The following is a 17,074-nucleotide window of genomic DNA, read 5'->3' as shown; positions in this document are numbered from 1 at the left end:
CGGGCAATGGCAGCAGGAAGCGTCACGTCGTTCGAGGTGGCTGGAGTGTCGATCGTCCTGGAGGCGGTCGACGAGACCGTGGAAACCGCGCTGGCCATTCGCCTGATGATGCCCGAACGCCCGGTGATCGACGCCACGACCCGAGACCTGGTCAGCCACCTGAGAGTGCTGATGGCCGAGGAGCTCGGCTTCGACGAGAACCCGGCCGTCCAGGCGCTGTTCCGGGAGGGCTACCGGGTCCTCGACCTGACGCGCCGGCCGACGGAGCAGTCCCCTCACTTCCATGCCTACCAGTACATGCGGGATCTCGGCTCACTGACCAGACGCTTCGCCGACGTCTACCGCGCGACCCGGAGGAAGGACCAGAACGATGGCTGACCAAACGCCGGCCGAGCCGCCGGTGTGCCGGATCGGCGCCACCCTGCCCGACCAGGAACGAGCACGACGCGTCTTCGTCGGCCGACCTGGCCTCGCGCCGACCGTGGGGCAACAGCGTGGCAAGGACCAGGGCGCGCAGTGAAAGGCCAGGTCACGGCTCAGGTCATGTACATCGCGTGCGTCATGGTGCTCGGGGGATCGATCGTGGTGGCGGTGTCCCTGGGATGGTGAGCCGGCGGCGCAACAGGCGAGGTCGCCCCTATGGCTGGCGGCAGTGGCTGCTGTCGGCCCTGATCATCGTCTCCACTACCCCGGTCGCCTGGGCTCTGTGGCACCTCGCCCCCGACTGAGAGAGACCACCGGTCCGCTCCGGACCTACGGACTCCCGCTCTGGCCGAGCGAGCCCTCGGGAAGACCCGGTCCCCACCGGGGAAGGGCTCAGCCGCTCTCTCCCCTCGGCCAGAGCGGGCCCCCACCCGACGAGCTCCCGTCCAGTTCGCCGTGAACGCCGGCGGCAGGGACGGGTCCGGGTTCCGCAGCTCGCGGTGCCCGTCCACCCACTCCGCAGGAGGAAGGAACAGTCATGATCATCGACGAGCTCTTCACGGGAGACCTGGTCACCGGCGTCCCCAGCATGGACGCGGCGCTGCTCGACAAGATGCCCGGTGGTGGCGACAACAACGGCGACCACTGCAGCTGACCGGCCGGTGAACGCGGCGGAGCAGGGCCTGGCGTCCTGCTCCGCCGCTCCGTAGAGGAGGGGAGCGGAGTGCTCTCGTTTCGTGTGCGACTGGCAGACACCCGGGACGCCGGCTGGCGATGGGACACAGACCGCTGGGTCAAGGGGGAGAGCTGGATCCGGCCCGCTCACGCAACCGTCCTGGTCGCGGACCTCATACCAGGCGACGGATCGAGCGTCTGTGTGCTGGTGCGAGAAGACAGAGACGGTGAAGCCGACTACACGTCGCTGCTCGTCCGGCCCGACGAGATCCAGGTCTCGGCGGGAATGCTGGGTACCGTCCCGCTGTACCTCACAGCTGTCGGCGACGAGATCTTCGGGGCGTGGGACATCGTCGACCTCCGGCCGCACCTGCGACCTGACCAGCTCAATCCACGAGCGGTCGCCCGCACCTTGAGCCGCCAACACCGCTACAGCACCGACACCCTCTTCGACGGCGTGTACCGACTCACCGAACGCGCTACCGCGGTCTTCACGCCGGCAGGGCTCTCCATCCTCTACCCCGAGCCCGCCCAGCACGTCCTGGAACCCCGCAGCCTCCGTAGCGGAGTGGACCCCGTGACCGCGTTCGACGCACTGCTCACCGAGGCCGTGGCCGAGTGGCGATCGACGGCCGGCCGCGTCGGCGTCGAGGTGTCAGGCGGAGCGGACTCGGCCAACGTGGCACTGTCCGCCGTAGCGGCCGGATTCGGCTCCGTGCACACCTTCGGGCTACTCATGGGCGGCAGCATCGGCCAGCTCCAGCGAGACCGACGCCGCTCCCTGGTGGACCACCTGGGATTGCGCGACACCGCCGTGCCGGCGATGCAGCACCCGCCCTTCGTGCCTGGAGGCGTGAGGGAACGCAGACGGCCGCACGATCCGGCAGGCGCCTTCTACCAGGAAGCGTTCGACATCATGCGCGGGCACGTGGCCGCACACGGCTGCGAGCTGATCTTCACAGGTGGCGGCGGGGACGAGGTCAACGCCCACCACTCGCGTACGGAAGCCGGACTCCCGCCGATGGAGCCGGTGCCATGGCTCGGCGACAAGGCCACCGCGGCGCTGGCCCAGGTGAACGAGAACCTCGCTCCCATCCCGGTCCTGCCTGTGCCGACGCTCATGGCATTCGGCCTGCACAACCCGGCGTACGTGAGACTCGGTATCTGGCCGGTGGCCCCGCTCGTCCACCCCCGGATGATCCGCTTCATGGAGCAACTGCCGTACGAGTACAAACGCGACAAGAAGATGTTCCGCGACCGACTTCGGCGGACGGGTCTGCCCGAGTCCGTTGCGGCTCCGACCGAGCCGGAGAACTTCCTCGCGGTCATGGAGTCGGGACTGCGCACTTACGGGCTACCTCTCCTGGACGAGATGCTGACCGATTCCCTGCTGATCGATCTCGGCTACGTTGATGCCGACGCCCTCAGCCGGGCCCGCGACCACGCCGAGCGGACTCCCGCGGTGCCCGACCTGCTGTGCGACACACTCGCCCTGGAAGTCGGACTGCGGAGCCTCGCATGAGCGGCCTGGACATCGCCGAACCCAGACACCTGGCAGCCTCCAACCTCTTCTACCGAGACCCCGCCCTGTACGACAGAGTGCAGTCCGACAGCACCAGCGCGAGCAGCTGTCGGGCGCTCGTCCATCGGCACCGCCCGGACGCCCGCACTCTGCTGGATCTGGGCTGCGGAACCGGGAGAGAGCTGGAGCTGCTGGCCCGCCACTTCGACTGCATCGGTGTCGAGTTCCAGCCCGGCCTGGTCGACTACGCCCGCCGCACACGGCCCGGCCTCGACATCCGCCTCGGCGACATGCGCACCATCCGACTCGACCACACCGCTGACGTGCTGACCTGCCTGGGAAACTCCCTCTCCTACGTGCACGACAACCAGGACATCCAGGCGGTCTTCCGGACCTTCGCAGCGCACGCCCGTCCCGGGACGCTCCTTGTACTCTGCTGTTCCGTAGCCCCGATCGAGCGTGATGAGCCGCAGGAAGCAGAGGTCGAGACCGGATCGGACACAGCCCACGTGACCATCACCTACGAGTGGGACCTGCGGACCCAGATGAACACCATGCGCCGGCACTGGGTGTTCAACTCAGGTGAAGAAACACAGGACGTGATTCGTCGGCGTGTTCTCGGGCCGCGTGAGCTGGAGCTGTACGCGACGCTCGCCGGCTTCGACGTCCTCCAGATCAGCGACGAGATCGGAGCAGGCACCTTGCACGGGCCTACCGCGTACACCGTGGCCCGGTACAGATGATCAGGACACGGTCGTCAGCGGCCACGGCGGGGATCGTTCCCTGTCGGGCCGGGCGCCGACTGCGTGGTGGGCGCCGAGTGCGAGGTGTGCCGGTTGGCTCGGAGGGCCGTGGCGTTGCGGTCGTCGGGTAGTGCGGGCAGGTGAGCGCTGCGGCGCAGGCGCCAGACGAGGACGTCGCTCATGGATCCGGCGGAGCGTAGTTCGCGCCGTGCCGTGGCTTCGGTCAGCAGGGCGGCCGGGTCATGGCCGGCCCTCCGGGCGTCGTCCAGTGTGGCGGCCAAGGCGGGCCAACCGGCCTCAGCCTCGATCTGGTCGGCCAGCTCCGGCAGCACTTGGTGGAGCAGGTTCGCCTGCTGTTGCCGAACACGTTGAGTCAGCCGCCGGCCTCGCTGGCTCAGTGCGGTCATGGGCTGGACTGAGGCGGCCTGGTAGGCGGCGCGGAGGTGCTCGGCGGCTTGCTGGGCTGCTGTGGCCTGCTGGGTGTGATGCTTCCTGGCGTGCCACTTTGCCGCGGCGGTCACGACGAAGAAGGCCATGTCGATGAGCATGGCCGTGCATGCGCCGTCTTCGCCCCGGCCCAGGACCGGCCCGCTGTGGACGAGATCACGGGCGGCTTGTCGCAGGCCCCGGTCGTGCCCGCGTACCGCCTTCACGTGGGAGCGGCTCGCGCGCTCGAACGCGGAGGCTGCCTCGCGCAGTTCAGCCCGGGTGTGGGCGGCGGAGGTCTTGGCCAGCGCGTCCAGGACCTCTCCGGTCGCGGCGATCTGGGCTGCTGCGGTGCCGTCGTCGCCGTGGTCGATCACCAGCAGGGCCTGCCACGTGGCAGCCGCGGCCCGCCGCCGCGCGAACGCGGGGCCTGTCACGGGCGGCAGTGCAGGCTGATCCGGCCATGAACCGTCGATGGCGGTGGGCGTCTCCGAGGGCCGGCTCCAGCGTTCGCGGACACGGGGCAGGGACAGGTCGGGCGCCAGCTTGGAGCCTGAGTAGAAGACCGGCTCGCCGTCCTTGTTCCGGTCATCAGGGAGGGCGACCTTGTACCCGAGGAGGTCGCCGGAAGGCGCGAGACGCTTGCGGATCAGCAGACCGGCGGCGGCCAGGCGGTCGAAGAACTCGTCCGTCGAGGCAGCACCGGCCACTGCCCGGCGCACGGACTCACGAAGTTCCTCCCGCGCCGTGCGCTCCCGGCCTTCCCGCTGGGCCTTGTGCCGTTCGGCGCTGGTCGGACGACGGGCTGCGGTGCCATCGCCGGTGGCGAGGCGGCGCAACCCGTAGTCGATCTCGATCACGCGGGCTTCCGCTTGGGAACGCTTGCCGTCCCGGCGAATGCGGGCTTGCCGGCCGTCCTCTCGTACGACGGTGGCGATGATGTGAATGTGGTCGTCGGCGTGCCGAATCGCTGCCCAGCGGCAGGCGGCGTCGTCACCGTCGGGAGCGATGCTGGTGGCGGCGACCATTCGGCGCGCAATCTCGGCCCACTGCTCGTCCGACAGGACCGGGTCCTCAGGAGCGGCGCGTAGCGACAGATGCCACACGTGCTCGGCGGGCCGTCGGTTCTTCGGCAGGGCGTTGACCGGCTGGTCGAGCAGCCGCTGGAGATCTCCGTACGTGGCGTCGAGGTCGCGCCCGGGATCAGGGGCGAGGCTGTCCCAGGCGCCCACCAGGTGCGGGTCTGTGTGTTCTTCGTGCGTGCCGGGCCCGTACAGGTAGTGGAGCAGGCCGATGGTGCGCGTGCCTCTTGCGTGGATGCGGGGGATCACCTGGCCCTCCTGTTGTCCAAGTGGTGCTGGGTGAAGGCGTCGACGCGCCTGGCGGCGCGCTGTACGGCGGCGAGGACCGCCTCTGCCTGCGGTGCGTCGGCGCCGGAGTTCAGTGCCTTGGCGACCTGGTTGAGGTTGTTGCCGAGTTGCCCGAGGTGGCGCCGCAGCGCGAACAGCTCGTGCAGCATCTCTCGCTCGCCCGCGATGTCCTCGGCGGTGCGGCCGAGGTCGTGGGCGGCGTTGAGAGCGGCGCGGGCGAGGAAGCCGGCGATGCTCATGTGGCACGTGGCGGCTGCTCGGGCGAGCAGTTGGTACTCGGCGTCGTTCATGCGGCAGCTGGGCTGGTGCAGGCGCTTGTTCTCGTCGCGCAGGCGTTCGCGCTGCTGTATGCGAGGCTGTGACGGAGAGGTGCGCGCGCAGTCGATGCTGTGGTTCGCGTGTAGCTCTTCCCCGCCGGTTTGCGATCCGTCCTCGGTCGCTTCCGGGCCCGCCGCTCTCGGGGCGGGAGACGCAAGAGCATTGCTCCCGTCGGGAGCAATGCTCTTGCACCAACTTGCTCCGTCGGAGGCTGAGATGGCGGCCCCCTGACGCACGTCGTCAGGAGTGTGCTGATGTGGTTGGTGCATGGGTCGCTTTTCTGGGTGGGTGTTCCACGATGAGAACCCGTAGCGGCGGCCGTGCGCGGCTGACACCGGGCGGGCTCGTTACGGGACCGTGTGGGGTGGGCTCCAGGTTGGAGCGGTCCGCGAGGACCGGTCCTCTCTTCCTCTGTGCATCACGCTCGGGGACCGCGGACCGCGTTGTGCGGGTCTTCGGTCCTCGGCAGGACCGGGACCCGGCAGGGCTCGGTCCTCCCTCACGATTGACTGTCATGCGCGGTGCAGGACCGTTGTTTCCGCCCACCTGGGGGCTGTGACCTGCTGCTTTGCCAGGAGACCGTTCTCGTGTCCGACGGGACCGTCGGGGACCGGTCCCCGAGACGTACGGGACCGGTCCCCGATGTCTGGTGAGGACCGGTCCCCACCTCGGGCGGCCACGGTCCCGGGACCGGGATGCTCGGTCCTCGCATGTGCCGTCCGGTCCCCGGCCATTGAGGACCGGTCCCCGACACCCTCGCTCGGTCCTCGACGCGGCACGCGGCCGGTCCTCCTGGTGAAAGGACGCGCGCTCGCGGACTGCCCTTCCGTCATCCGGTCCTTCTCCATCGTCAGGGGGAGCGGTGACGTCGTCTGTCAGGGCCCTTGAGGATGACGCGGTCGGTCATCTCCGCGAGGCGGGAAGCGACGCGGTCACCGAGGGTGGTGCGCAGCTCGGCGGTGGGCAGATTGGTCGTGATGAGGGTGGGGAGCAAGTGCTCGTACCGGTGGTTGATGAGCCGGTAGGTCAGCTCCTCGGTCCACTCGCTGGTCTTGGCCGCACCGAGGTCGTCCAGAAGCAGCAGTGGGCTGCGGGCCAGGGTCTGCAGGTCGCGTTCGGCGTCGTGGCCGGCACGGGGACGCAGGCGGGCGTACAGGTCGGCGGTGGTGACGGCTTCCCAGCGCAGGCGAACCCCGCGGGTGAGGAGAGCCCGGACGGCGCCGTACGCCTGATGCGTCTTGCCCGTGCCGGTGGGGCCGGCGATCAGCAGGGAGGGACCCTCGGCGATGCCAGGCCCACTCGGGCCGGGGCGTCCGGCATGGGCGATGTGGTCGGCCCAGGCGATGATCTGAGGGTGGTCGGCGAGGGCACGGCGGTAGCGGGCCGGGATGCGGGCGTCGGCCAGCTCCAAGGCGGTGACGGGTTCGGCGGACGGCTCCGCGGCTACGGCGCCGGGGTCGATGCCACGGCCCGCCAGTATGCCGTTCAGACGGTCGGCGAGCGGGCCGACGGGCTGGGGTTCGCGGGTGAGGGTGGAGGTCAGAGCTGTTCTCCGTAGGCGGCTTCGACGTCGGCGGGGTTTGTCCACGCCCTGTGGATGACGGGCTGGGCGAGGGCGGCGTTCATGGCCTGGTGCACCAGGCTCGGCAGGATGCTGGGGTGCCTGCCCTTGGTCCTGTGGAGGACGAGCCCTGCCCTGACGTGGTCGGGAGCGATGCCTTCGGCGAGCAGCTTGCGCACCTCTCGGCCGAGATGGCCCAGGACGTCCTGGGGCGGGCGGTGGGCGCATGCCGCGCTGTATTCGGCGATGAGCTGCTTGGCCGAGACGGTGCTGGCCGCGGGGGCGCTTGCGCCCCCCCGAAGGGGTAGATCCTAGATCCATGATCCTAGGTCCTAGATCCGGACCGTGAGGTGTCACCGCGGCCTCAAGCACGAGTCCGTGAGGTTCAGGTGAGGGCTCACTGAACGCCTTCTGACCTGCGGTTTTGCTGGTGGTTTCCGTTTGGTTCGAGGGATCGTGCGGGTTCCGTGCCCCTTCACTGCCACCTCCGCGAGGGTTCGGCGCATGGTCCGCGACGGCTCCGTGCGTTACGGACGGCGCGGGTGCCACGGCCTCGACAGCCTCGGTGCCGCCCGGGGCACCGTTCGGATCGTTGTGGCGAGGGCAGGCCGGGATGCGGCTCTTGCTGGCCCGGTTGATCTTCTGGTGCTTGTGCCACGTGACGATGTGCAGGTAGCGCTTGTCGTCCGGGCCCTTGTACCGGCAGACCAGGCCGGCGTCGGCCAGCTGGGCGAGATCCTTCTCGACCTCGGCGGGAGTGTGCTCCGGACGCAGAACCCACAGCTGACCGGCGATGATCGCCGCGTGGTCGCGATAGCGGCCTTGGTCGTCGGCCTGAGTGAGCAGACCGAAGAAGGTGCGCTCGGCGGTCAGGGTGACGACGGCGAGGGATTCGGAGACGAAGGCTTCGGGCTTGATGGTGCGGATCCGTGCCAAGAGCGGAGTGTTCCTTACTCGGTGGCCGATGGGCGGGCACCCATGGCTCACCCTCGGTCGTGACGGCAAAGGCGGGGGAGTTGGTCGGCCGTTGACGCGAGGCTGGCTGAGAGCCGGGCGCGCTTTCCGGGGGTGTCGTCAACATAGCCACACCCGGGCGGCACAAGTCCAGCCCTGACCTGTCGAATCTCTGTCGGCAGAAAGGCCGTCGGGAATCGGGGCGGCGAGGGCGGCGTGAAAACGGTAGGTCACGATCTGCGGTTGACCAAATAGTTGTTCCGGGCGTCAAGCCAGAAGGATCACACCGGCAAGGCGTTGACGTCCGGCGAGTGGCGAAGCTACAACACAACACCCCACGTCAGAGACGCTGTCGAGCACTGCTCGGGTCGCCGTCACAGGGAACCCATCGACGAAATGGCCACCCGCCTGCCAAACGCACGGCGGCGCAACATAGCCGACGATCGCCGGTTAACCAAACCGGCGAACACAGCCGAGAATTGGAGTCATGGCAGCACGTTCACTGGAAATCGGCGCAGCCGGGATAAGGGCCGCCCACACGATCGAAATTCTCCGCACCGAGCGCGGCCTCTCCCAGCGAGAGCTGGCCGCTCGCGTCACCGCCCTTGGCCGGCCAATGTCCAACACGATGCTGTCCCGCATCGAACGCGCTCAGCGCCGCTGCGACGTCGACGACCTGCTCACCCTCGCGCAGGCACTTCGCGTCCCGGCCCGCGCCCTGCTCCAGGACTCCGCGACCTGTTGAAGCCACCACCGGTCCGCCGTGCCCGCTCCAGTTTCGACCTCGGTAAGGAAGTCTCACCGTTGCACCGACTCGCAATAGCCCCGGCCCGTTGCACTCAGCAGCACAGCCGAAAGGGGGCGGTCGCCCATGACTGACCGCCTTCTGACGGTGGCCGAAGCCGCCGAACAGCTCGGTACCGGCGAACGCTTCGTTCGCCGTCTGATCGCCGAGCGCCGCATTCGCTACGTCAAGCTCGGACGTCCCGTGCGCGTCCCCGAGAGTGCCGTCACCGAGTACATCGAGGCGCGCACGGTCGAGCCGACCCGGCGCACCCGCACTCGGTACGGGCGGGCCGCCTGATGCCGACACGCAAGCTCCAGCGTCGTCGGGAGTTCGGTACCGTACGCAAGCTCCCGTCCGGTCGATGGCAGGCCCGCTACCTGGGCCCGGACGGGCAGCGCCACAAGGCCCCCGAGACCTTCGACACGAAGACCGACGCGCAGGACTGGCTGAACCTGGTCCGCGCCGACATCGAGCGTGACCACTGGCGTGACCCGGACGCCGGCGCGATCAACTTCGAGAAGTACGCCCTCCGTTGGGTGGAGGAGCGCGGTCTGGCCCCGACCACGGTCGACCGCTACGACGGCCTGCTACGCCTGCACCTCCTGCCGGCCTTCGGCAGCAAGGACCTGGACGAGATCACACCGCCTTCCGTCCGCACCTGGCGAGCCGGGCGGCTCAAGGCAACGGGTGCCACGACGGTCGCCAAGTCGTACCGGCTGCTGAAGGCCATTCTGCAGACCGCGGTCGATGACGACCTCCTGCGGACCAACCCGTGCCGGATCAAGGGCGCCGGTCGGGAGGAAGCCGACGAGCGGCCGACCGCCACCGTGGAGCAGGTCTTCGACCTCGCCGACGCCATGGGTCCGCGCTGGCGCCTGATGGTCCTGCTCGGTGCCTTCGCCTCGCTCCGCCCCGAGGAACTGGCTGAACTGCGCCGCCGCAGTGTCGATCTCGACGAATGCTCCCTGCGGATCACGCATGCGTCACCGGAGCTGACCAACGGCAGGAGGGTCACCGGCGATCCCAAGTCCCGAGCGGGCAAGCGCACCGTTTACTTGCCCGACTTCCTCCTGCCCGAGCTGCGACGCCACGTGCAGTGGTTCGCCGAGAAGGAGCCGGATGGTCTCCTCTTCGTCGGGGAGAAGGGCGCTCCATTCCGCCGCTCGACGTTCGGACGGAAGTGGCGCAAGGCCAGGACGAAGGTGGGGCTGCCCGACAACTTCCGCTTCTACGACCTCCGGCACACCGGTAACACCCTCGCCGCCGACACCGGCGCCAAGCTGAAGGACCTCATGGTGCGCGCCGGCCAGTCCTCGGAGCGCGCCCAGCTCATCTACCAGCACTCGACGGTCAAGCATCAGCGGAGGCTGGCCCAGGGGATCGACACTGAAGTGCGCGAGCGCTTGCGTGAGGCGGGTGCCGATCGGTCGGAAGCCAATTAGGCGGACCGGTATCGGGGCTACGAGTCCGGCGGGACGGTTCCATCGGCCGGACTCTGGAGGCAGGCGACGGTCTCCGCAGCACCGTGCGCCCCTCGTGCCCCCTTGAGGGATGGCAGCAACTGAGATCAGCTTCTCCCTGTATGCAGTGACAGGGGAGTTGTGGCCGGTCGCGATCAGCCACAGCTGGAGGGGGTAGTAATGGCGATCAAGCTGGTGTCCGTTTCGCCCGCGCAAGAAGAGTTGATCGTTAAGGCCATAGCCCTGGGGGACCGGTACACGAAGACGCTGGGGCTTCTGACGCCTCCTGCCTATGAGAAGGCAGCTGAGGACGGTGGCCTTCTGGTCGCGGTCGAGGCCGGCGAAGTGATCGGCTACGCGCTGTTCGGGCTGCCGAAGAGGAGCGCGCGTATCCGACTCGCGCACCTGTGTGTGGCTGAGGAGGAACGGGGGCGGGGAATTGCGGGCCGTCTGGTGGAGGGCATCAAGGAGCGGTATCCACAACGCCTTGGGATCAAGGCCAAGTGCCGTCGGGACTATGACCTGAGCGGGATGTGGAGGAGTCTGGGCTTCGTTCCGGACGGTGAGGTCCGTGGGCGTGGTCGTGACGGGGAGATCTTGGACGGCTGGTGGCTGGACCTCGGCCATCCGGACCTGTTCACGGAGATGGAGAGCGACGCGCTCCTCGTGGTGACGGTCGACCATGGTGTGTTCGCCGATCTGCGCGGCCTCACGGACACCACCGGTGCCGAGGAGTCCCGTGCGCTCGAAGCCGGATGGATGGCGGATCTCGTTGAGTTTGCCTACACCCCGCAGTTGGTCCATCAGATCCGGGACCTCACGGACACGGCAGAGCGTCAGCACCAGCAGGCGGCGCTGACCGGGCTCCACAAGCTCTCTCCCGGCTCCGCGGCCGTGGAGGAGCGAACCCGCGAACTGGTGCAAGCCGCTACGCAGGCGGTTCCCGGCCTGGCTGCCGACCCAGCACTTCTGCGAGGCATGCGGTATGTGGCCGAGACCTCGTGTGCTGGTCTACAAGTCCTGGCGACCCGTGATCCGCTGCTGTCTCGCCTGACAGATGTGGCCTGGGAGGTGGCTCGCGTCCGGGTCGTCTCACCGTCGACCGTGACGCTTCACGTCGATGAGCTGCGGCAGGCCCAGGTGTATCGCCCGGCTGACCTGATGGGGACGGAGTTCCGGTCCGCGGAGGTGGCGCCGGGCGCGGAGGATGAACTGGTCGCCTTCTTCGAGCAGTCGGGCGCTGACGACGGCTCAGCCTTTTCTGAGCGGCTGCGGTCGCTGAACGAGGGCGGGATCGCATGGCGTCGTGAGCTTCTCCGGGACGGCCAGGGCCGACCGGTCGCCCTCTACGCGTGGTCGCTGGACGGCCGAACCCTGGTTGTACCCGTCCTTCGCACAGCTGGCCACCCCCTGGAAGAGACCCTGGCCCGGCAGCTCCTCTTCCTGCTTAAGCGGCTCGGGAGGGATTGCGGGGCCGAGATCGTCCGCATCAGTGATCCGCACCCCTCCGAGGCGGCGCGGGCCGCGGCCGGTGACGACGGCTTCTTCGAGCACAACGGCGAGCTCGTCGCGCTCCTGGTGAACGTGTGCGGGACCGCCGCCGAGGTGGAGGTGGTGGCCGGCGGGTTGGCCCGAGAGCTTGCTGTCGATGCGACCGTGCTCGACGTCGGCATGCCGGCGGAGGTGACCGCCGTGCTGGAGCGTGCGTGGTGGCCGGCCAAGGTCATCGACTCCGAGCTGCCGTCCTTCATGGTGCCCATCAAGCCGCGCTGGTCGACTGAGCTGTTCAACGTCCCGGCCATGCTCATCGCGCGGAGCGACGCCCTGGGCATCAGCAGGGAACACGTCTACTACCGATCTTCGCAGCGTCGAGGAGAGAGCGTCCCGGCTCGACTGCTCTGGTACGTCAGCGACGGCAACTCCACGGGAGAGGGTCAGATGGTGGTGGGCAGCTCGCGGCTCGACGAGGTGCTCATCGACACTCCGGATGTTCTGTTCTCGAAATTCGAACACCTGGGCGTATATGGTCGGGCTGAGGTCGAGAGGGCTGCAGACGCGTCCGGTCACGCCATGGCGCTGAGGTTCTCGGACACTGAGATCTTCCCGAAGCCGGTGACGCTGCGCCGATTGACCTCGCTGGCCAGGGGCCGGGGGCTAACGTGGTCGCCTGGCTCGCTGATCTCGCTGTCCAAGATCAGCAGTGAGCTGTTCCAGGCGGTTTACCAAGAGGGGCACCGAACGACGTGAGCGATCCGGAACGCGCGATGCTGCTGTCCGTCCACCCGCGCTTCGCCAACGCGATCCTGGCCGGCAGCAAGACGGTGGAGGTTCGCCGCCAGCGCGTCGCCGCGCCTCCGGGAACGCCCGTCCTCTTGTACGCGACCGCGCCCACCATGGCGGTGGTGGGCATGGCGCGCATTGCCGCCATCTACGTCGCCACGCCCAGCGAGGTCTGGTCGGCTCATCGGGGACAGACCGGGATCACCCGGCGGGAGTACGACGCCTACATGAGCGGCGCGAGGCAGGCGAGCGGTCTCACGATGGAGAATCCTGTCTCCTTCGATGAGCCGGTATCGCTCAATGCGCTGCGCTCCGCCGGGTCCTTCCACCCTCCGCAGAGCTACCGCTACATGAAGGGCGACGAGCTTCGACAGGTGGCCGTGGCGGGACCTGTCGTGGGCACGGCGCTTCGCGAGGCGCTGGGAGACCTGGTACCCGCCTAGTGCTGCACTCGCCGCCGGCGGGGCCGAAGCACCGGACGGGGCTTCAACGCAGGGCGTGGCGAATCTTCAAGCGTCCGTATCCCATGACCCCGGAGATTCGAATCGTCGGCCCGCCGGGCCGGGGCTGTCGCGGGATCTTGTAGCGCAGGTCCTTCCATCCCGTGCTCAGTCCTTCGACGTCGACCACCGCGTCCCGGGGCACCGTGATCCGGGCCCCGCCGGTTCCCAGTTGCAGCTCGATGTCGACGATCGGGTGCTCGATGACCGCCCGGGACAGGTCCAGGCGCACCCTTCCATATGCTGACTCGACCTTGAGGACCCGAGGCACCCGCCACGCGCCACGCCGCTTGATCCGCCCACCGGCGGCGGCGATCGTGGCAGTGCTTCCCGGTTGCTCCTCCGGGAGCGCGACCAGAGCGGACGCGAGTTCGCTCCGCGTCTTAGCGCTGAGCACCTGGTGGAGGTGCTCGTCCAACACCTCGTGTGGGATGAGCCCTTCCGCGTACGCCTCCTGCAGACGTCGCACGGCTGCCTCGCGGTCGCCTTCACGGATCAGTGAGGGCGATTCTTCCGGTAAGGAGGTCACGGGTTCACCGTACTGCCGAGTCGGCGAGGTAAACCCGTCAAGGCAGGCCCGGAGACCGGGGCGCCACCCGTCCCGCAAACCACCCTTTGCGTATGCGTCTTGGTGACCCTTTGCGCCCTGTGTGGCGCAGGTCACACGAATTGCGTCTCGCGATATGGGACGCCGGGGCAGGTTGATGCCTGCTGGGCACCCGAATGGCGCTGGTGTGGCGGCCTGGACTCGACTTAGGGCACGCCGAGGGCACGCCGCCCCCTGATTGGACTAGACAACAAGTAAGGCCCAGATCGGTGATCTGGGCCTTCTTCGTGGAGCGGGTGACGAGAATCGAACTCGCGCTCTCAGCTTGGGAAGCTGATGTTCTACCATTAAACTACACCCGCGTAAGACGCCGACCGAATCGGTGCCTGGACGCTCGCTCACTCTACCCCATGCCCGGCTCCCGGCGTTCGCGCCGTGGGGCCGGTGGTCGTTTCGGAGTGGGGATGCGGCTGCGACGGCTCGGAGTTGGGGCGTACGGTGGGGGCCTCGCAGAGGGTGTGCGTGAGGGCGGAGTGCCGCTTGGAGAGTCGTCTCTTTCATCCCGTACTGTGGCTTTTGTCGTCAGGGTAGTAAGCCAGACGCGGCTCTTGGGGAAGGGACTTGAAGGACTTGATGGAGCGCACCGTCGTCCGCTGTGCCGATGGGCACGTGTTCACCGCCACCTCGTTCCCGATGCAGCAGGCCGAGCGACTCGGCCCCGGTCGGCTCGTCCGATGTCCGCGGTGTGCGCGGCTGCGGAGCGCCGTGCCCGTGGGTGCGGAGAAGCGGTAGCACAGCGGCAGAGCGGGTTCGGGCGCGCGGCGCGGCGGCGGTTGTCGCTGCTCCGCGCGTCTTGCGTATCCTCGGTGCGTGCTTCTCTCAGACAAGGACATCCGGGCCGAGATCGACAACGGGCGGGTGCGGATCGATCCGTTCGACGACTCCATGGTGCAGCCGTCGAGCATCGACGTGCGTCTCGACCGCTACTTCCGGGTGTTCGAGAATCACCGGTACCCGCACATCGACCCCTCCGTCGAGCAGGTGGATCTGACCCGGCTCGTGGAGCCGGACGGCGACGAGCCGTTCATCCTGCATCCCGGCGAGTTCGTGCTGGCCAGCACGTACGAGGTCATCACGCTGCCGGACGACCTCGCCTCGCGGCTGGAGGGGAAGAGCTCGCTCGGGCGGCTCGGGCTGGTCACGCACTCCACCGCGGGGTTCATCGACCCGGGGTTCTCCGGGCACGTGACGCTGGAGCTCAGCAATCTCGCGACTCTCCCCATCAAGCTGTGGCCGGGGATGAAGATCGGGCAGCTGTGCATGTTCCGGCTCACCTCGCCGGCCGAGCACCCGTACGGGAGCGAGCGCTACGGGTCCCGCTACCAGGGCCAGCGGGGGCCGACCGCCTCCCGGTCCTTCCTCAATTTCCATCGGACCCAGGTATGAGCGGCGAGAACGCAGGCAGGACGCGCGCATGAGTGATGTTCGGGAGAATCTGACCTACGAGCAGTTCGGCGTCGCCGTGCGCGAGCTGGCGCAGGCCGTCGCCGACGACGGGTACGAGCCGGACATAGTGCTGTCCATCGCCCGCGGGGGCGTCTTCGTCGCCGGTGGGCTGGCGTACGCGCTCGACTGCAAGAACATCCACCTCGTGAACGTGGAGTTCTACACCGGAGTCGGGACCACCCTGGACATGCCCGTCATGCTCGCGCCGGTCCCGAACGTCATCGACTTCTCCGACAAGAAGGTCCTGATCACCGACGACGTCGCCGACACCGGCAAGACGCTCAAGCTGGTGCGCGACTTCTGCCTCGACACGGTCGCCGAGGTCCGCAGCGCGGTGATCTATGAGAAGTCCCACTCCCTCGTCCAGTGCGAGTACGTGTGGAAGCGGACCGATGACTGGATCAACTTCCCCTGGTCCGTTTTGCCTCCATGCCGTAAGTCTGGCACGCCGATCACTCCTTCGAAAGACGCCCTCTGAGACTTCGGAGTGGTCAATTAGGACCACCGATCCGGGGGGCCTCTAGTCTCTGAACCCGGATGCTGATCGAAAGAAGGAAAGGCCCTGCCACAGGGACTTGCCCCACTTGTGGCGGGTGTGAAGTGTGCTGGGACCCAACCGAGCCACCGTGTCATCCCTTTGAGCCGCTCAAGGTTATTGAAAATCGACTAGGTGAGCTTCACTGCCTAATGTGCGGCTTGCCCTTCATGGTCTAGTACGATTTTTTGTGGTTTTAGCTGGTAGTCGAGATGGTCAAGGGTGGAATTAGAATGGGAGCTCGGTTCTTGTGGTGCCTCGCTTAATAAGCATGACCTGTTCGTGAAAGTCCCGAGCGGCGGCTCCGCGGGGGTGCCGAGACCGTAGTTCGTTATCCAGCTCGTCGGCGACTGAAAGCAGCGATGGCAGAGACTTGCGGTCCGCCTCCAGGGCCGTCGCACCCATACCAATTGCCTCATCGGTCTCGCCGGTGCGGGCGGCGGCGACGCCGAGTGTGAGACGGGCTTCCGTGGCGCGCATAGGTGAGATCTCGGTTCCGTCAGGACCGGTGCTAATGCGAATAACTGACCGCGCGTGCGTGGCGGCGCGCTCGTCGTCGCCGATGAGACGGTATGCGTCCATCTCGTAGAAGTCCCATTTGTCCGGGTCGATGATGAAGTGGTGCTCCGGGGCGTGGTAGCCGGTCGAGGCGTGTGCGTCCGGCGTCCAGAGAATCGCGTACGAGGCGGCCGTCTCCCATGCGGGCGGCGGCGCGGGCCTTGTGGGCGTACAGCTGCACGCCGACGGAGTGCGTTTGGTCGGCGACGTGTCCGGCCTCAACTGCGTCAAGCATGTCCTGCCAGCGGTTTTGAGCGAGGGCGAACCACGCCTCGATCTCCCATGCCCATGCCTTGATCTCGCCGTGGCCGGCCTCTTCACCGATGCGGAGTGCGGCAGCTTTGCTGAGGTTCGCCGCTTCACGCTGCCCCGGTCGTACTGAACGCAGGGATTCAGCAGGAACAGCCATCCGGCGTCAACCAGGAGTTTCCGGTGCTGGCGGAGCGTCATCCGGGATTCAAGCTGCTTGGTGACGTAGTGCAGCCCGCTGCGTTCGATCGACTCCAAAGCGGCGCTGTTGATGCTGGACATCTCCGTACGCCGGAGCACCTCGGCGACGTCCCAGAGCCCTGCGCCACCCTGCGCGATCAACGCGCTGGGATCGTCCGTGCGGGTCGTTGTGGCTGGCTTCTCCAGCTCCCACGGTCGAGGGAAACCCCGCGAGGTGGCCCGGGATACGTAGGCCGTCGACCACTTCGAGAACCTTGTGGAACTGGGCGATCCGTGGCCGGACGCCCTTACCCTCGGTTTCCGGCCGGGCCATTTTGCCGATGTGCTCGCGCTTGTAGCCGACGGCTTCAGCGATCTTGGCGAAGCTGATGTGGCCGTGGAGCCTGGCGAGTCTGAGGGATCGGGCATGGGTCAGGCGTCTCCGCATACTTCATGGCGAGTGAGCAGCGTCAAACAGAG

General features: G+C 67.8%; 16 protein-coding genes, 1 tRNA gene and 1 pseudogene. 11 read left to right on the top strand and 7 right to left on the bottom strand.

The window, feature by feature from the left end:
- The first annotated feature begins 6 nt into the window (after positions 1 to 6).
- The 4 genes from C4J65_RS15260 to C4J65_RS15250 all read left to right on the top strand — a co-directional run bounded on the left by C4J65_RS15260 (position 7) and on the right by C4J65_RS15250 (position 3,363).
- A complete protein-coding gene (locus C4J65_RS15260) occupies positions 7 to 378 on the top strand; it encodes a hypothetical protein (protein WP_148315135.1) in 372 nt (123 codons plus the stop codon).
- Positions 371 to 520, top strand: a complete 150-nt coding sequence (locus C4J65_RS36075) for a hypothetical protein (RefSeq protein WP_157852335.1) — start codon at positions 371 to 373, stop codon at positions 518 to 520. Before C4J65_RS15260 ends, C4J65_RS36075 begins: the two co-directional genes overlap by 8 nt.
- A gap of 786 nt (positions 521 to 1,306) precedes the next feature.
- Positions 1,307 to 2,620 carry an asparagine synthase-related protein gene (locus tag C4J65_RS15255; protein WP_240330428.1) on the top strand — a complete coding sequence of 438 codons (1,314 nt, stop codon included), beginning with the start codon at positions 1,307 to 1,309 and terminating at the stop codon, positions 2,618 to 2,620.
- Positions 2,617 to 3,363, top strand: a complete 747-nt coding sequence (locus tag C4J65_RS15250; protein WP_115742897.1) for a class I SAM-dependent methyltransferase — start codon at positions 2,617 to 2,619, stop codon at positions 3,361 to 3,363. The genes C4J65_RS15255 and C4J65_RS15250 overlap by 4 nt, the downstream gene beginning before the upstream one ends.
- A gap of 14 nt (positions 3,364 to 3,377) precedes the next feature.
- Here C4J65_RS15250 and C4J65_RS15245 read toward each other — a convergent pair whose 3' ends face one another.
- The 4 genes and pseudogenes from C4J65_RS15245 to C4J65_RS15230 all read right to left on the bottom strand — a co-directional run bounded on the left by C4J65_RS15245 (position 3,378) and on the right by C4J65_RS15230 (position 7,974).
- Entirely contained in the window at positions 3,378 to 5,120 is a 1,743-nt protein-coding gene (locus C4J65_RS15245; RefSeq protein WP_115742896.1) for a relaxase/mobilization nuclease domain-containing protein, read from the bottom strand.
- Positions 5,117 to 5,449 (bottom strand): plasmid mobilization relaxosome protein MobC, encoded by a 333-nt coding sequence (gene mobC, locus C4J65_RS15240; protein ID WP_031043831.1) that lies wholly within the window; start codon positions 5,447 to 5,449, stop codon positions 5,117 to 5,119. The genes C4J65_RS15245 and mobC overlap by 4 nt, the downstream gene beginning before the upstream one ends.
- Positions 5,450 to 6,327: 878 nt before the next feature.
- The gene (locus tag C4J65_RS15235) at positions 6,328 to 7,020 is read right to left on the bottom strand and encodes an ATP-binding protein (RefSeq protein ID WP_115746465.1); all 693 of its coding nucleotides are present in this window, start codon (positions 7,018 to 7,020) and stop codon (positions 6,328 to 6,330) included.
- A pseudogene (locus C4J65_RS15230) lies at positions 7,017 to 7,974 on the bottom strand (hypothetical protein). Before C4J65_RS15230 ends, C4J65_RS15235 begins: the two are co-directional and overlap by 4 nt.
- 505 nt (positions 7,975 to 8,479) lie before the next feature.
- Between C4J65_RS15230 and C4J65_RS15225 the strand changes: the two are divergent.
- The 5 genes from C4J65_RS15225 (at position 8,480) to C4J65_RS15205 (ending at position 12,962) form a co-directional block, all read left to right on the top strand.
- Positions 8,480 to 8,737: a helix-turn-helix transcriptional regulator gene (locus C4J65_RS15225; RefSeq protein ID WP_115742895.1), complete on the top strand. Its 258-nt coding sequence runs from the start codon at positions 8,480 to 8,482 to the stop codon at positions 8,735 to 8,737.
- A 126-nt stretch (positions 8,738 to 8,863) separates the two neighbouring features.
- Positions 8,864 to 9,076: an excisionase family DNA-binding protein gene (locus tag C4J65_RS15220; RefSeq protein WP_031043819.1), complete on the top strand. Its 213-nt coding sequence runs from the start codon at positions 8,864 to 8,866 to the stop codon at positions 9,074 to 9,076.
- Complete coding sequence (locus C4J65_RS15215) at positions 9,076 to 10,221, top strand: site-specific integrase (protein WP_115742894.1); 1,146 nt, start codon at positions 9,076 to 9,078, stop codon at positions 10,219 to 10,221. The genes C4J65_RS15220 and C4J65_RS15215 overlap by 1 nt, the downstream gene beginning before the upstream one ends.
- A 198-nt stretch (positions 10,222 to 10,419) precedes the next feature.
- A complete protein-coding gene (locus tag C4J65_RS15210; RefSeq protein WP_054103071.1) occupies positions 10,420 to 12,486 on the top strand; it encodes a GNAT family N-acetyltransferase in 2,067 nt (688 codons plus the stop codon).
- Positions 12,483 to 12,962: an ASCH domain-containing protein gene (locus C4J65_RS15205; protein WP_224219990.1), complete on the top strand. Its 480-nt coding sequence runs from the start codon at positions 12,483 to 12,485 to the stop codon at positions 12,960 to 12,962. The genes C4J65_RS15210 and C4J65_RS15205 overlap by 4 nt, the downstream gene beginning before the upstream one ends.
- Positions 12,963 to 13,005: 43 nt before the next feature.
- Here C4J65_RS15205 and C4J65_RS15200 read toward each other — a convergent pair whose 3' ends face one another.
- Both C4J65_RS15200 and C4J65_RS15195 read right to left on the bottom strand, forming a co-directional pair.
- A complete protein-coding gene (locus tag C4J65_RS15200; RefSeq protein ID WP_037640758.1) occupies positions 13,006 to 13,548 on the bottom strand; it encodes a DUF1707 domain-containing protein in 543 nt (180 codons plus the stop codon).
- Positions 13,549 to 13,854: 306 nt separating this feature from the next.
- A tRNA-Gly gene (locus C4J65_RS15195) sits at positions 13,855 to 13,928 on the bottom strand.
- Between the two features lie 508 nt (positions 13,929 to 14,436).
- On the opposite strand from C4J65_RS15195, the gene dcd reads away from it, so the two are divergent.
- Together dcd and C4J65_RS15185 are read left to right on the top strand one after the other, a co-directional pair.
- Entirely contained in the window at positions 14,437 to 15,012 is a 576-nt protein-coding gene (gene dcd, locus C4J65_RS15190; protein WP_115742893.1) for a dCTP deaminase, read from the top strand.
- Positions 15,013 to 15,040: 28 nt separating this feature from the next.
- Entirely contained in the window at positions 15,041 to 15,550 is a 510-nt protein-coding gene (locus C4J65_RS15185) for a phosphoribosyltransferase (protein WP_115742892.1), read from the top strand.
- Between the two features lie 285 nt (positions 15,551 to 15,835).
- Here C4J65_RS15185 and C4J65_RS15180 read toward each other — a convergent pair whose 3' ends face one another.
- Positions 15,836 to 16,696, bottom strand: a complete 861-nt coding sequence (locus tag C4J65_RS15180; RefSeq protein WP_240330427.1) for a hypothetical protein — start codon at positions 16,694 to 16,696, stop codon at positions 15,836 to 15,838.
- Positions 16,697 to 17,074 lie beyond the last annotated feature (378 nt).

Source organism: Streptomyces sp. CB09001 (genome assembly GCF_003369795.1).
GTDB lineage: Bacteria > Actinomycetota > Actinomycetes > Streptomycetales > Streptomycetaceae > Streptomyces.
This window is presented reverse-complemented; position numbering and strand designations above follow the sequence as displayed.

Bases quoted from the DNA above. Each gene is read 5' to 3' on its own strand.
- C4J65_RS36075 (WP_157852335.1), top strand. From the start codon at position 371: ATGGCTGACCAAACGCCGGCCGAGCCGCCGGTGTGCCGGATCGGCGCC.
- C4J65_RS15220 (WP_031043819.1), top strand. From the start codon at position 8,864: ATGACTGACCGCCTTCTGACGGTGGCCGAAGCCGCCGAACAGCTCGGT.
- C4J65_RS15210 (WP_054103071.1), top strand. From the start codon at position 10,420: ATGGCGATCAAGCTGGTGTCCGTTTCGCCCGCGCAAGAAGAGTTGATC.
- C4J65_RS15225 (WP_115742895.1), top strand. From the start codon at position 8,480: ATGGCAGCACGTTCACTGGAAATCGGCGCAGCCGGGATAAGGGCCGCC.
- C4J65_RS15260 (WP_148315135.1), top strand. From the start codon at position 7: ATGGCAGCAGGAAGCGTCACGTCGTTCGAGGTGGCTGGAGTGTCGATC.
- C4J65_RS15215 (WP_115742894.1), top strand. From the start codon at position 9,076: ATGCCGACACGCAAGCTCCAGCGTCGTCGGGAGTTCGGTACCGTACGC.
- C4J65_RS15180 (WP_240330427.1), bottom strand. From the start codon at position 16,696: ATGTCCAGCATCAACAGCGCCGCTTTGGAGTCGATCGAACGCAGCGGG.
- C4J65_RS15185 (WP_115742892.1), top strand. From the start codon at position 15,041: ATGAGTGATGTTCGGGAGAATCTGACCTACGAGCAGTTCGGCGTCGCC.
- C4J65_RS15250 (WP_115742897.1), top strand. From the start codon at position 2,617: ATGAGCGGCCTGGACATCGCCGAACCCAGACACCTGGCAGCCTCCAAC.
- mobC (WP_031043831.1), bottom strand. From the start codon at position 5,449: ATGAACGACGCCGAGTACCAACTGCTCGCCCGAGCAGCCGCCACGTGC.